We start from the raw sequence: 15008 nt of genomic DNA, 5'->3' as shown, positions 1-15008 counted from the left end.
TAGATATCTATTTTACAGGGAGCCCTATGTTGTCTTTTCATTTCGTTGTTCTCTTCACATTTTCCCAGAATAGAGTTATAACGCATAGGCTTAAGCTAATGATAAGTATAGCAGGAATAAGTGCGCTTGCTTTCCTGCTGTTTGATTCGTATGCGACAAAGCCCATACTTTGGTTAAACAATGAGGATGTATGTGAAGGACTAGGTAAACCTTCTGGCATGGCAAGACCAAGATTATTTTGAGTATTGGCGAGAGTGAAAAAAGGATTGCTTTGAGTTAAAGATAGATTAGGTGAATTAAAAAATTGAGATTTCTGGAACTGGTTATTTGAAGGAGAGTAAAATACTGACCCAGTCCATTCTTTGGCGGTTTTTTGTCCTTCTTTGAGCAATTTGACTTTCACGCTATAATTACCCTCAGGAGCAAGATCATCAATCGTTAACGTGAATGGAATCACCTGTGTCTCACTTTTGTCAAGATTAAGTATCTGAGCATTGGCTTCGCGCAAATTTTCGTCGCCTTGGCAAGAATAACAGGTACGACCTTTGTAGAGATAAGACCAGACTTTGTATTGCGCAGGATCTTTACCATTATTTATCTGCACATCAAAATCGAAGAAAGGTTGTGTGACCATAGAGGGAAATGAAGGAATACGAAATGACACGCTTCGTGCAGTTGCAAGAGAACTCGTTGAGGAAGAATCTTCAGGTAGATCGTCACATTCATCGGATCGATCTTCTGTAATAGAAATATCTTGTTCGTCTTTCATGCCTAATCCTTCGAGAACAACTTGTGCAGTCCCAGAGTTGTATTTTTCTGCACAGTTTAAGTCAATGAAAAGAGGAACCGTAAGATTGTAAGCTTTAAATTGTTGAGAGAGGGTGATGCGAGCGGTGTCGCTGATTTTTTTGGATCCTTTCTCAACCCAAAGAGTGACAGAGGTAGAGGAAGAATCACCCCTGTATAACGCTAATTTTGTTTCAATGCTATCCCCCCATTTAGCGATGTTATCACCCCCAACATTAACCTTTTCGATTGAAATAAATGAATTATTTTGATGATACTGCTGGTTAATGGCAACCACATGTGAAGCATTGTTATTAAGCTGGGCTGCATCATTACAAGATTGATTTACTTGCCAGAATGAGAGACTATATGTGCCCTCAGGCAAATTTGGAGAATAGGTTCTGGAATTTGAAGAAGTAATGAGTTGTGAAGTCCAAGGCTGGTATGTTTCAACGATACGACCAAAGATATCTTCTATTTGACCACGAACAGTGATATTTTGAATGGGACCATAAAGACGAGAAATTTCAATGGTGAAAGAAAAATTTTCTCCACGAGAAATAGCAGGAGGGTTGGTAAAAGCAAGTTTCCAATCACAAAGAGGAGTATAATGGTTTTGAGCTGCAGGAGTTGGGGGCGTTTCTACCCATTGCATATCAACTTTCGACCAGCTCATGCCTTCGGTAGTTTGACTATAGGAAACGCTATCGATAAGAGTATCGTGGTAATATAGACGTATCTCTTCAAATCCATTATCGTTTAATGCAAAATCACTATCTCCATCGCGATAAATTGAGACATACTGAGAGGGAAACAGAATGAGACTGGCATTAAAGAGGTTTGTGGAAGTGATGAATAGCTCATGATCATCTTGTTCGTCTTTAAGAATCAGACCACGTAAATCTAATGGTTTATTTCCCGCGTTGTATAACTCTACCCATTCGCCTTGCGGTTTTGTTGCTGCAGCATCACCAAATGGATCTGGGAGGAATTCTGTGATTTGGAGTGGAGCATAATCTTACGAGAGAAACCAAATGCTATTTTCATAGCCAGGTGTGCCGTTGAGAGTAATACTTTCAGCCCAGGAATTATCTTCTCGGCGTTCTAACGAATGATTGTTACCGTTTGCCCCTTGTGAGAAAGTATAGGTAAAATGAGATGCCAAATTATTGTTAGTAAGAGAAAGATTTTCAGCGGTGTTGGAAAGACCATTGCCTAATGAATTGTCATCGACGCAAAGAAAAGAAACATTTTGGGGAAGAGATTGAAATAGAGTACTATCTTGGTCAACAAGAAGCAGATATCCGCGTGGAGAGAGAAGAAAAGAACACTGATTATGAGCACGACAACAAATGAGTTCATCGATGTCACGAGAGTCTGAGAAAGTTGAATTTGAAAGATTAAGAATTTGATTAGTAGGATTGTAGAGTTCGACCCATTCTTGATCATCATATGAATTATACATTACTTCGTTGATTTGGGGTTGCGCTATGGCTAGTGTACTTAGAAATAAAATGAGTATCACATAGTGCCTCATTTGAGACTAGAGGAATTTTAGAAAATAAAAAACTTACTTTTGGAGATTATTTGACTTCTTGATTTTTTTGAGAAGTACGTGATTTTTGAGAAGATGTAAGAGAATGTTTAAAAATTGTAAACACAGAAAAAATTTATGATTATTAAAACGCCTCATTTTGAATTGGCAGTCTATCTGCGTGGAGATTTGAATGCGAAAAAGGTGATGCTCCTTCTTCCAGGAAAATTAGATACTAAAGATTATGCACATATGCGAAGCCACGTAGATTATTTCGCAACACACGATTATCTGGCATGCGCATTTGATCCACCAGGTACGTGGGAGAGCCCCGGAGATATTTTTCAATACACCGTAACAAATTACCTTCGTGCTATTGAAGAGCTTATTGTTTATTTTGGAAACAAGCCAACCGTGCTCATGGGTCACAGCAGAGGAGGAACGATGGCATTACTCGCAGGAGCAGGTAATAACGCAGTAACACATATTATTGCAGTTATGTCAAATTGTGATCCTATTACTGGTCACAAATCAACATTAAAAGGAGTGGAAATATCAACTCGCGATGCACCGACTGGAAGTAAAAGAACCTTTCAACTGCCGGTAACGTATTACGAAGATGCTGCAAAGTATAACACACGAGAGGCAGCTGCTACATGTACAAAGCCAAAGCTCTTTTTTGTAGGAATGAAAGATACAATTGTTCCAAAAGAGTCTGTAAAAGTAATATATGAGATGGCATCTAAGCCCAAACAACTTTATGAGTTAGATTGTGACCATGATTATAGACGTTATGCTGAGAAGATTGAGGAAGTAAACAGAGTTGTAGAAGAATTTCTTGAAAAGTACGCTTTGGAATGAGGATTTTAGGATAGTTACTATTCCACAATACTAAACAAATCTTTTAAACAGCTTTGGCTGCATTGGTAGTATGGGATGGCTTTTTGGTAAAAAGAAAGTGGCACCGCGGGTTCCCTTTCCTGAAGGAAAGTTTGATGAAAATGCTTTGCGTTTTCCTACAATGCCTTCATCAATGGAGAGGAGTATAGAACCTGACGAGATCAAAGACGCAGTGGGTTTTGGAAAACCGATTTCTATGCCAGAAGAAAAGCCAGTGCCTCGTTTTGAAATACCACGATCAGTTTTTCCTCCAGCACCCACTATGAGAGAAACGAGAAATATCAATGTAGCTACTCAACCAGTCTCTGTTGGTCCTTCTCCACTTTTTATTAAAATGGATGTGTATCAAGAAGTTCTGGAAGAATTTGAAGAATTGAAACAAACACTCCAAGAATTAGGGCATATTAATCACGCTTTAGAACAATCAGAATATAATGAAGAAAATAATTTTGCTCGCCTACGACGTGTTGTCAAAGTGATGCATGATAAATTTCAAGAAACGGATAAAATCTTGTTTCCATCCTAGGAGGGATTACTATGGATCGCATGCCAGTATTTGTAAAAATTGATGATTATGAACAGGTTATCGCACTTATAAAAGTAGTACATGAGAAACTAGAAGATGCTAAGACTACACTTAACCGTATTCATGAACTTAAAAATGAAGAAGATCACCATGTAGAAATGTGGCAAAACACATTAGGCGAAGTTGAGAAAAAATTGGAATTTATTGAACACTCACTCAATGAACCAGAACACACCCAGTAAGAGATACCATGGCAGCACGAAAACATTCTCATCAACCGGTACCTGCGCATAAGCAAGCTCACAAAGAAGCACGCAGTACTGGAGAAAAAGAGCCAGAGTTAATGGTACAACTTCCGGATCCAAAGATGATTCGAAAAGAAGTGTTAGAATCTTTACGAGAAGTAATTATTTTTATGCAAGGATATGAGAAATTCAGAGCTTTGCAGGATGAAAAAGTAGGTTTGTTTTTGAAATTAAAAACAGATGTTAAAGAAATTACAACTCTTCTTGATACCAAGTTACGAGCTCACTTTCCAAAAGGAAAATTGCGTTTACCAACTCCTGTTGCTGCACCTGTATCAGTTCAAACTCCGGTTGAGCCAAAAATAGTGACACAATCGCCTGGTCCTCGACCTGCTAGTTCTCAAACAAATAGAGTTCAACGAGATGAACTTACAGAACTTGAAGATCAATTAAAAGATATTGAAGGACAATTACAGGGATTAAATTAATTTTTTGTATTCTTCTTTTCTTAGAGCTATAGTTTTATAAAAGAAATAATAATTTTTCAGATTAGATGTGACCGTGTCAGTAGGAAAAAAACAAAATCGGTTTTTGCATTGTTACATCATAAGATAAAATTAATGCGGACGTGCCAGAGTGGCCAAATGGGATAGACTCAAACGGCAGTAAAATGCCCTAGATATCTATTGGCTTAGTGCCTACGCAGGTTCGAGCCCTGCCGTCCGCATGAACAAAGTAAATGTAGAAAAGCAGGTTCAAAAACAACTGTTTTTGGATGTCTGCTTCTACATTTTTTATGATTTTTTGAGTGGATTTATAGTCATCCACTAAGTTGAAAGACTTAGTTGGTTTACTATATCGTTAAAAGGTTTGAACTATGGAGGAACCAGTCATTGATTTTTGGTATTCTATTTTACTTAAAACTGATTCCATGGTTGTCGTTGCAAAATCAGGCAATATGCCTGTGCATGAAGGAGGATTGTATATTCATCATTGTCTGACTGCTTTGTTGGAAAAAAAATTAGGATATCGTGTATTTCCAGTGTATCGATTGGATCGCGAGACGTCGGGTATTGTTGTATTTGCTACATCCGGAGAGTTAGTTAAAAAGTTGTTTGATTCTATTTCTAATAAAGAGTATGTAGGAATTTGTGAGGGTATTATTGATGGAGCTAGGCATATTGATGCACCCATAGGGGAAGTGAAAGGGGATTATATCAATTGGAAAAAATGTGTTAATGTTAATGGGAAAAAAGCTCAAACAGATATTTATCCTCTGCGAGTGGTGGGAGGATGTACGTTACTTCGAATAATTCCTCGGACAGGTAGACAACATCAAATTCGAGTTCATTTGTCATCTATTGGACACCCACTCGTAGGAGATAAAATATACGGCACATCTGATAAGCTGTTTAAAGAGTATTTGGACTCCGGTGTTGTTGGTGTACGGCAGATGTTGCATTTAGGTCACATTTCTATTGAGGGAAGAGAGATTGAGTGTGAAATGCCTGAGGATATGAGAAAGAGGATGGAGTGACAAAATTTTAGCAAACCGAAAATATTTATATAGCCTAGGAGATTGGTGTTAATATGATCACTTTCTTTAAACGCGAAACGTCGAAAGGAAAGTTGCATACTCTTCTTAGTTTTGAAAATGATTGTTGGATTCATGTGACAAATCCAGATGAAAGAGAATTAGAGTTATTAGAAAACACGTATAAGTTAGATCGTGAGTTAATTGAGGCAGCGCTTGATGAAAATGAGTTACCTCGTTTTGATAGTTATGAACAACGAAATTATATTTTTATCAAAACCGTGAATTCAGAAGGAACAAAGCTTGCTACATTACTTATTGCGCTGAGTGAAAATTTTATTTTGACGCTAACACGTGATGAACCGCCTTTTCTTCATACTTTTATTGATGGAACAGAAGAATTTAGTCCGAGTCAAAAACGAAAATTTTTATTGAAAATGCTGTTTTTATGTAATGATGATATGGAACGGGCAACGATTCGAGTTGTTCGAAGTGTTCAACGTAGTCGTAAAACGGCTGAAGATCTCAAAGATGAGGATATGAGTAATCTTTTGGTGTATGAGGATTTTCTTAACAATCTTGTTTCAACATACTATTATGCGAATTTATTATACTTAAAGTTGCTACGAAAAGTTGATTTCGTTGAAGATGACAAAGCGTCTCTTGATGATTTAATTGTTGAATCGACTCAGGGAATGAACACATGTCGCGCGTCTCTTAAAACGATCTCAAACGTACGAGATTATCATACCGCAGTTTTAACCAACCGCCTGAATAAAACTATTAAAGTCTTGACAATTTTTACAATTTTTATTACTATTCCTGCGGCAATTTCAGGAGTTTATGGAATGAATGTCGTTCTTCCTGGTGGACATAACGATCAAGCGTTTTGGTATATCATCACATTTATTATCATATTGTGGAGTTGTTTCTTTTATTTCTTGAAGAAGAAGTCAATTATTTGAGTTACGTTTTATACAAAGACTACCGGGTTACTTTCTGTATACACAGCCATCCTACACAACGAACCTTTTTTATACTCCAATTCTATTATCTATCCTATGGCAGCTGGGTTAGAGATTTGCACCATTGGCGGGTTTACCAAAACTGAAGGAAATAGCGTTGCTGTACGAGTAGATAATGAAGTAGTAATTCTGGATATGGGTCTTTCGATGGAGGATTATATTCGTTATACTGAGGATCTTGAGGATACAAGTGCTAAAACCTATAATCAACTACTCAAAGCGAATGCGGTACCAGATTATGGTTTTATCAATGATTGGAAGGATAAAGTTATTGCAATTATTCCAACCCATGGGCATCTTGACCATGTTGGCGCTGTGCCTTTTGCGGCTGGACTTTTTCCCAAGGCGCCGATTATTTGCACCGCGTTTACTGCAGAGGTGCTTAAAACTATTCTGCTTGATGATAAGATGGAAATTCCAAACAAGACCGTTGTGCTTGAATCCAATGCGACGTACAAACTTTCTGAAAAAATTATGGTAGAGTTCGTCCATGTTACTCATTCAATCCCCCATACAGTTATTGTTGTCTTGCATACTCCTCATGGAAAGTTAATGTATGCAAACGATTTTAAGTTTGATCTACAGCCAGTTTTAGAACATAAACCTAATTTGAAGAGGCTAAAAGAGTTAGGTGATGAGGGCGTAGAAATTTTAATAGTTGATTCGTTGTATGCGCATTTACATAAGAAAACCCCTTCGGAGAGTGTGGCGCGCCATATGCTTCAAGAAGTAATGCTTAAGACTGAGAGTAAAGGACGGGCGATGATTGTAACAACATTTTCTTCCCATATTGCACGTCTTAAGAGCATTATAGAAATGGGCGATAAACTAAATCGTAAAATTATTTTTGTAGGAAGATCATTAGATAAATATTGTCGCGCGGCAGAGAATCTAGATTTAGTTGATTTTTCAAAACGAGTGCAGATGATGCGATTTCGAGACCAAGCGGAACGGATGTTTAAGCGTATTGAGAAAGATGGGAGAGACAAATATCTCATTGTTTGCACTGGACATCAAGGTGAACCTAAAGCGGTTCTTTCAAGAATTGCGCGTAAGGAGACAGAATTTGTATTTCACCCAGGAGATATCGTTGTGTTTAGTTGCCAAACTATTCCTGTTCAGATAAATATTGATCAACGTAAAAAATTAGAAGAATCACTTAAAGCGCAAAAAGTTCGGATGTTTTGTGATGTGCATGTTTCTGGTCATGGCGCATTAGAGGATCATCGTGAGATGTTCGAGTTGGTACGTCCAAAACATATTATTCCAATTCATGCTGAACCAGCTAAGGGCAAGATGCTTGCTGATTTTGCGGCAACGATTGGATTTAAGAATACCCACATTATGCAAGATGGAAAGAGAATTACGTTATAGGTTCGTTCAAAATAGGTGAAGAAGATGCGATTTTGGATTCTGGTAGTACTGTTGATTGTTCTGGTTTGTGTTTCTTGTACTACTACACAAAATGCTGTGTCTTCTGAAGAGGTAAAAAATCAAGTACCAATTTCTCAAGAAGTGCGTGAAGAAAAAATAGAGGTAGATGACGAAGTATTACCGCAAATAGTGGAAGATGAAAATAAAACACTTGAGCCGATTATTGAGACTATTAACCCTGCCGCCTCCCCATCAATAAAGACGATTGAAACTAGGATTTGGCAACCACGTCCAGGATTACGTTGGCATTGGCAACTTTCGGGTGAGATTAATGAGGAATATGATGTAGATGTGTATGACATTGATTTGTTTGAAAGCGATGCTGCGTTGATTTCTCGATTACAACAGCGAGGCGTAGGCGTGATTTGTTATTTTAGCGCAGGGAGTGTAGAAGATTGGCGAGAGGATGCTTCTTTGTTACCAGCCCGTGTGATAGGAAAAGAATTGGAAGGATGGGAGGGTGAGAACTGGGTTGATATTCGATCTAGTGAAGTGAAAAAATGGGTTACTCAACGGTTGGATCTTGCAGTTGCAAAAGGCTGTGATGCGGTTGAGCCAGATAATGTTGACGGATTTGAACAAGAGACTGGATTTGCTCTTCGCCATCAAGATCAATTAGATTTTAATGAATGGATGGCGCGTGAAGCACATGCGCGGGGACTGGCCATCGGATTGAAGAACGATTTGATGCAAATTGAGGAATTAGTAGATGATTTTGATTTTGCAGTAAATGAAGAGTGTTTTGAACAAGAGAATTGCGAAGATATTTTGCCATTTGTTGAGAGTGGTAAAGCTGTTTTTGGCGCAGAATATGCTCTGGAAAAAAGAGATTTTTGTTCTAAAGCTTTAGCTATGGATTTTTCTTGGATTCGCGCAGAGTATGATTTAGATGGAGCAACGAGTGTGTGCTCTTCTTGATAACTTGAGAACTTGAAAAAAGAACCTGCCTTTTTATTACAACAAACTTTATAAAGACTTTATGCCTCAAAATTTTATAGTTGGGGGGTAGTTATTCATGAAATTAGTGCTGGCTGAACCAAAATACTTCAAAGATAGTATTAGTATCATTTCTGAACTGGTAAGTGAAGTGAAGATCAAGATTGGTAAAGATGCTCTTGAAGTTGTAGCAATGGACCCTGCCAACGTAGCGATGGTTGTCTTTAAGCTTCTCGCCAGTGGATTTACGAAATATGAAGTAAAAGAAGCGGAAGAAATCGGTATTAATCTTAATAATCTTAAACAGATGCTTAAACGGGCGAATAGTGATGATATTGTTACTCTTGAAACAACGGAAGACAGCAAATTTAAAATTGAATTGAAAGGTAATACGACGCGTTCGTTTTCCTTGCCTATCCTTGATCTTGATGAAAAAGAACAACGCGTTCCTGAGCTTACATTTCCTCTTACGGTTACCACTCAAGCAAAAGTTCTTCAAGACGCAATTGATGATGTAAGCGTCGTGGCAGAGTCGGTTACATTATTATGTGAAAAAGACCATTTATTTGTCAAAGCAGAAGGAGATCTTTCCAAAGCATTTATTGATATTCATGCTGACGATGTTACAGGTATTAAAGTTGATAAAGCAGATGCAAAGTACAAGGCAAAGTATTCTTTAGAATATTTAAAAAAAATGATTGCTGGAGGAAAAGTGTCTGATACCGTTCACGTTTATTTTAATACTGATTATCCATTAAAATTAGAGTATAAAGTGACAGATCGATTGTTACTTAGCTTTATTTTAGCTCCACGTGTGGATAATGATTAGATTTGTTGTTATTTCTTAGTGATAAATTTGAAAAGTTTTAAAACTATGGGTCTTATTTTGCCCTAGATGTCTTTAGAATCCGTTTTGAAAAATGCATGGAACGCAACTTTGGAAAACGTGCGAGAGAAGCGCTATCTTCGCCCTTCAAATTATGTGAGTGATATTGCTGCTGGTAATATCTCACGAACGCCTGCTTATATGGTTGTAGACAATATTCTACTCGGTGTGCCTGATGAAAACGTTTTAGCCTCCGCGGGGAATTCACTTATGACTTGTGTTTTTGGCTGGTCGTTAGTATATACGTTAGGGAATTCTGTTCTTGCTACAGGATTAGGTGAGACTTATCAGGAACACAAAAAGAAAATTGATGCAACATATTCAGCAGTGTTGACGTTTGGATTCGGTATGACTATGAATCTGTGGGCAGGTTATGATCTTAAACAAGCGACAACGGCATCAGTTTTACGGGCAGCAATTGGTATCCCATTGGGACCGGTAACTCGGTATTATACTGATTCGTTTAGACAAAGTAGAGGAGAAGTGGTAACGGCAGCAGATACTCATTTTAAAGATAAAGATTGGAGATATAGCATGTCACAAATTGTAGCAATGATTGCTCTTCCGATCGCAATTGCAGGTGCAGCCATTTTAGCAACACCAGAAGGATATAGGGGAATTCATTCTGTGATCGAATCTGTTCTTCCTTAGTGTAATTTAGACCCATAGTTACTTTTATTAACTCTTTTTTATTCTTGATGTTGTGATAGATGTATTGGTAGTATTAGCTATCTTTTTAGTTAGTTGTCTTGCTACAATGTTGTTAGTTCGGTATAAACCAACGATTGTTATACCAGTGCCACATAAGAAAAAAAGTCATATTGAGATTGATACATTCTTTTTGGGAGTGATGTTAGGCGCAGCGAGTATTGTGTTGTTTAATATTGTTTCATATGAAAGTGCAGTGGTTAGCATTTTAGGAAATACTCAATTATCACCCTTGGGGGTTGTGTTTCTCTTCTTCTCAATGATATTTATGAGTATTTTTCTTGATGCGTGTGGTATGTTTGAATATGCTGCGCGTAAAGCGTTGGTGTATGCAGGTAATAGTGGCACGAAATTGTTTTTTTCGTTGTATACCACGATTGCAATACTTACAATTTTTACTTCGAATGATATCTTGATTTTGACGTTTACACCATTCATTTATTACTTTGCAAAACATGCAAAAATTGATCCTAAACCTTATTTTTTTGTAGAATTTTTTGCGGCTAATACGTGGAGTATGTTTCTCTCAGTTGGCAATACAACTAATTTGATTGTGGCGAGCGCATTTGAAATTTCGTTTTGGGATTATTTTGCGGTGATGTTTTTTCCCACTATTGCTGCAGGAATTGCGAACGCGTTGATTACGTATTATCTTTTTAGAGATTCGATTAAAGGCAAAATTAAAATTGTGCATGTTGACCCAAAAAAAGCTCTTACTAACAAGACAGGTGCGATCGTAGGTACAATTATTCTTACTTTATGTATTCTGACTATCTCGCTTGCACCATTTTTAGGGTGGGATATTTGGACAACTTCTGTGGTTTTCGGATTATTACTTCTAGGATTTATCATTGCCCAGAATATGTATCATCGTTGGCGTGGGGGAAAAATACAGTCTCTTCATGCTCTGATTGTTAAAATTCCGTGGCTTATCATTCCTTTTTTGTTGTCGTTATTTATTTTAGTTGAGGCGTTGGAAAAAGAGGGTATTAGTGCCATAGTTGGCACATGGTTAGCAAAGATTAGTTTAGGTATTCCGTCTTTGGTTATTTTTGTGTATGGTGTAGCATCAACATTGGTGGCAAATGTGATTAATAATATCTCAATGACGGTTGCATTTGTACCTATGTTAGGACAGCTGCAGAATGTTAATTTGCTTGCAGCAAGTTATGCTACAGTGATTGGTTCAAATCTTGGCGCGAATTTGACCCCGATTGGCGCACTTGCAGGAATTATGTGGATGTCCCTACTGAAACATTATGGGTGCACTATTTCTTTTAAAGAATTTGTTAAATATGGTTTTCTTGTGACTGCAGGTTCGTTGGTCGTTGCACTGTCGGTGTTGGCGATTGAGTTTATGATTGTATTTTAGAGGGGAACTGTAAAAATAAGAATAGTGCTATCTTTAATTGATTTAATGCTATATGAACGAAAATGAGTTATAGCTGCGGCATCGCGCTTGTGAAGAAGATGATTTAAAATTTGTAATTCGCCTTCGATGAGAAAAACATACGCACCATGGTCTTGAGGAACATGAAATGTTAAAGACTTAGAAAGTTCCAAATGAAGAATTGAAACGGTTGCATCTTGTTCTATATGTAGCCCGCCATGATTCGAGGCAAGTAATGTAGGTATATTTGGTTGGAGAGAGTAAGTGGTTTGATCGTAACGTGGTTTGATATTGTTATTTTTTGGTTCGATCCAGATCTGAAAAAGATGGACTAAGTCGGTTGAGGAGTTGTTAAATTCAGAGTGTTTTACACCTTTGCCTGCAGACATAACTTGCACTTCTCCAGAATTTATTGTTCCGTTACCCCCAGTTGAATCTCGGTGTGTGAGTTCACCTCTGGTTACTATGGTGATAATTTCCATATTTTGATGACTATGAGTAGGAAAGCCTTCGCTTGGAGCAATGGTATCATCATTAAGAACAACAAGTTTACCAAACCTTGTTTTATGGGGGTTGTAATATTCATTAAAGCTAAAGCTGTGGTATGAAGTAAGCCAATCTTCTTTGGTATATCCTCGATCACTTGCTTTATGAATTTCAAGGGACATAAAGATACAAAGAGCCGAATCTTCTTAAAGATGCTTACTTTTATAGTAAACCAACTAAGTCTTTTAACTTTGTGGATGATGATATTAGAAAAGGAAGAGTTAAATATCGCCATTTCTTTCCTAGATACATGGTTCATGGTTCACAGGGATTACATCATTTCGTAAAACGAAAGTGTATTGATGCGACACCACACCCAGATCCATTCAAACGATTTTTGGATAAAATGATTTATGTGGTTGGGGTTATTGGTCCAGTAATGACCGTGCCGCAGATATTGCTTGTGTTTGGGGAGAAGAGTGCAGAGGGTCTTTCAGCAGTAACATGGACGACGTATACATTTCTGTCTTTCTTTTGGTTACTGTATGGGGTTGCTCACAAAGAAAGACCAATTATTATTTCTAACGTGCTTTGGATTTTGGCTAATGGATTGGTAGCGATCGGCGCGTTTATGTATGGATAAACGATGTTTTGAATTGTTGATTAAGATATTTGAAGTAGTCTGTTTTGGTTGTTGTGGCAAGGCGTTCTACGATTAATTCTGGGGTAGAGTGAGCAAGAATGCCTAACACTGGGTTATGGTCAATGATGAGATTCATGTTTTCATCTAAACCTTTGGCAACGATACCATCAATCCTGGTGTGGGTAGGAAGGTTGGTGGAGATGTCTCTTCCTAAGTGAGAAGCCATGATGATAAAGCAATTCCTGTCGATGAAAAATTGACAGGTAGCGCGAATGATTTGGGCAGCAGCACCTGGTTCGGTAACGGCTTCCATTTCATCTGCTAAAAGCAGAGTTGGTTCGTTGGACTTGATTTTTGCCAAGTCTGTGAGAAGGGTTTCAAATGCGCCTTTGCTAGTTGAGCCCTTGTTCTTAGCGAAGTAATAGATGTTATGAAATAATGGTGTAGTGATATTGCCTTGAACTGGGAGACCAAGATAGGCTAGAGTGATGGATTGGATGACAAGTTCTAAGAGAGTTGTTTTTCCTCCGCTGTTTGCGCCGGTGAGAATAGAGCAGCGTTCTTGTTGGTTAAGGTAGAAGGTGACTGGTTGAGATTGTTCTAAGAAGAGGTTATGTGCATCTGAGATAGTTAATGAATGCGAGAGTTGAGGATAGCGAAGATTTTCACGTTGAAGATAGTGAGAGATACCTGCGCAAAAATCAAGTATGAGAATAGACTGATTAAGTTGCGTAAGATAATGAGGAATCTGCATGAGTGTTGCAGCGTTTTTCTTTAGTGCTTTGGCAAATTGAATAGTAGAGGAGGTAGTTTGGTGTGTAAGAAAAGTTTGAAGTTCTTGATCATCAACTTTGATGGGAATGGTTTGGGTAAAAAGGGTGGCGGGGAGACCACTTTGAGTGATGTTCTTGGCAACAATTTCCAGAATATCTTTAGGGAGTTTTTCGGTCGAAAAAAGGGTGTAGAGTGCGTCTCCCCGCACGGTCATGGTCGCTAAAGACGACGAGACCCCCCTGTTAATTTCTTCCAATTTTTGAAGAATGTCATCTCGGGTGAGTTTCTTTTTAGAGGGAGATGTGAGCAGATCTAAAAATTCAGAGAGAGGAGTGATGAACGCAAGAGGGGTAGGAGAATTGTAGTTTTTGAGTGTGGTGATGATGGTAGAATAACTTGCAAGCATTACAAGATAGCGTTCGAGATAGACTTCTTCTTCATCGACAAAGAGTACGTTGGGACATTCTTCAAGCATGGATTCGTAGCGTTCACAGTTGGTGGCGTAGACTAAGTCGTACTCTTTAATATCAGCGAGATCATGAGGGGTTCTTAGGAGGGTTACGGGGAATTTTTGTTTAAGATAGGAGAGGTAGAGATTTTCATCTTCCGTTGCAATAATAAGAGAATAAGAGGGTTTCCAAGTAGTTGGAGAAAATGAAAGTTGAGGGAGGGAGAGGAATGGTTGGTCTTGAAGCTGTTTGAAAAATGCTTGTCGTTGTTCTAGGTTGTTGGGGAGGGTGTTGAACAGATCAAGTAGTTGGGAGGTGGTGTTGAATTGAAATTTTTGGGCAAGGTGAGAGAGAACACGTTGATGGATGTTCTTGGCTTCCCTTGTTTTGAAAATAGGGTTTGTGGATGATTTAGTGGTTGATTCTTGGGTAAATGGGGAGAGCTTTTGCTCTTTGATATAGAGGTAGAGATCGTCGAACATGGATTGGTTTCTGTTTGGGGGATATTTAAAGGAATTGCGGAGTTGACCAGTGTGACCAGTGGGGGGATGACTACAAATTGTAGTCAACTGAAAAGAGAATTAGATTAACCTATGATGAATTGTCACGCTTTGGAACAAAACTCGTTGGTTACAATTTGTAACCAGTTCAAAAAAATAACTGTACGCTAAAATCGTACACTAGAAACCGTTACAGAATGAAACGCTTTGGGCCAGTTGGTTACAATTTGTAACCATCTGAGCTGTCCGAAA

At 38.2% G+C, this 15008-nt stretch carries 16 protein-coding genes; 12 read left to right on the top strand and 4 right to left on the bottom strand.

Annotation, left to right across the window (positions count from 1 at the left end; all coding sequences use genetic code 11):
• Positions 1–37 precede the first annotated feature (37 nt).
• Both HYV86_06145 and HYV86_06140 read right to left on the bottom strand, forming a co-directional pair.
• Positions 38–1786 carry a lamin tail domain-containing protein gene (locus HYV86_06145; protein MBI2573419.1) on the bottom strand — a complete coding sequence of 583 codons (1749 nt, stop codon included), beginning with the start codon at positions 1784–1786 and terminating at the stop codon, positions 38–40.
• Between the two features lie 18 nt (positions 1787–1804).
• On the bottom strand, positions 1805–2323 hold the full coding sequence (locus HYV86_06140) for a lamin tail domain-containing protein (protein ID MBI2573418.1): 519 nt from the start codon (positions 2321–2323) through the stop codon (positions 1805–1807).
• A 135-nt stretch (positions 2324–2458) separates the two neighbouring features.
• On the opposite strand from HYV86_06140, the gene HYV86_06135 reads away from it, so the two are divergent.
• The 11 genes from HYV86_06135 (at position 2459) to HYV86_06085 (ending at position 11886) form a co-directional block, all read left to right on the top strand.
• On the top strand, positions 2459–3181 hold the full coding sequence (locus tag HYV86_06135) for an alpha/beta hydrolase (GenBank protein MBI2573417.1): 723 nt from the start codon (positions 2459–2461) through the stop codon (positions 3179–3181).
• Between the two features lie 70 nt (positions 3182–3251).
• Positions 3252–3746, top strand: a complete 495-nt coding sequence (locus HYV86_06130) for a hypothetical protein (GenBank protein MBI2573416.1) — start codon at positions 3252–3254, stop codon at positions 3744–3746.
• Positions 3747–3757: 11 nt separating this feature from the next.
• Positions 3758–3988, top strand: coding sequence for a hypothetical protein (locus tag HYV86_06125; GenBank protein MBI2573415.1), 231 nt, complete (start codon positions 3758–3760; stop codon positions 3986–3988).
• An 8-nt stretch (positions 3989–3996) separates the two neighbouring features.
• On the top strand, positions 3997–4479 hold the full coding sequence (locus HYV86_06120) for a hypothetical protein (GenBank protein MBI2573414.1): 483 nt from the start codon (positions 3997–3999) through the stop codon (positions 4477–4479).
• Between the two features lie 389 nt (positions 4480–4868).
• A complete protein-coding gene (locus HYV86_06115; GenBank protein ID MBI2573413.1) occupies positions 4869–5528 on the top strand; it encodes an RNA pseudouridine synthase in 660 nt (219 codons plus the stop codon).
• A gap of 53 nt (positions 5529–5581) precedes the next feature.
• On the top strand, positions 5582–6490 hold the full coding sequence (locus tag HYV86_06110) for a magnesium transporter CorA family protein (GenBank protein ID MBI2573412.1): 909 nt from the start codon (positions 5582–5584) through the stop codon (positions 6488–6490).
• 96 nt (positions 6491–6586) lie between these two features.
• A complete protein-coding gene (locus HYV86_06105) occupies positions 6587–7924 on the top strand; it encodes an MBL fold metallo-hydrolase (GenBank protein MBI2573411.1) in 1338 nt (445 codons plus the stop codon).
• Between the two features lie 24 nt (positions 7925–7948).
• Positions 7949–8902: an endo alpha-1,4 polygalactosaminidase gene (locus HYV86_06100; GenBank protein ID MBI2573410.1), complete on the top strand. Its 954-nt coding sequence runs from the start codon at positions 7949–7951 to the stop codon at positions 8900–8902.
• 97 nt (positions 8903–8999) lie between these two features.
• Entirely contained in the window at positions 9000–9749 is a 750-nt protein-coding gene (pcn, locus tag HYV86_06095; GenBank protein MBI2573409.1) for a proliferating cell nuclear antigen (pcna), read from the top strand.
• 66 nt (positions 9750–9815) lie between these two features.
• Entirely contained in the window at positions 9816–10457 is a 642-nt protein-coding gene (locus HYV86_06090) for a hypothetical protein (GenBank protein ID MBI2573408.1), read from the top strand.
• A gap of 52 nt (positions 10458–10509) precedes the next feature.
• The gene (locus HYV86_06085) at positions 10510–11886 is read left to right on the top strand and encodes a hypothetical protein (protein ID MBI2573407.1); all 1377 of its coding nucleotides are present in this window, start codon (positions 10510–10512) and stop codon (positions 11884–11886) included.
• On the opposite strand, the gene HYV86_06080 is transcribed toward HYV86_06085, so the two are convergent.
• Entirely contained in the window at positions 11883–12572 is a 690-nt protein-coding gene (locus HYV86_06080) for a pirin family protein (GenBank protein ID MBI2573406.1), read from the bottom strand. The genes HYV86_06085 and HYV86_06080 overlap by 4 nt on opposite strands.
• 128 nt (positions 12573–12700) lie before the next feature.
• Between HYV86_06080 and HYV86_06075 the strand changes: the two genes are divergently transcribed.
• Entirely contained in the window at positions 12701–13033 is a 333-nt protein-coding gene (locus tag HYV86_06075) for a hypothetical protein (GenBank protein MBI2573405.1), read from the top strand.
• Here HYV86_06075 and HYV86_06070 read toward each other — a convergent pair.
• Positions 13020–14738 (bottom strand): hypothetical protein, encoded by a 1719-nt coding sequence (locus HYV86_06070; GenBank protein ID MBI2573404.1) that lies wholly within the window; start codon positions 14736–14738, stop codon positions 13020–13022. The two genes, HYV86_06075 and HYV86_06070, sit on opposite strands and share 14 nt — an antisense overlap.
• Positions 14739–15008 lie beyond the last annotated feature (270 nt).

This window comes from Candidatus Woesearchaeota archaeon, assembly GCA_016188115.1.
Taxonomy (GTDB): domain Archaea; phylum Nanobdellota; class Nanobdellia; order Woesearchaeales; family GW2011-AR9; genus JACPIK01.
This window is presented reverse-complemented; position numbering and strand designations above follow the sequence as displayed.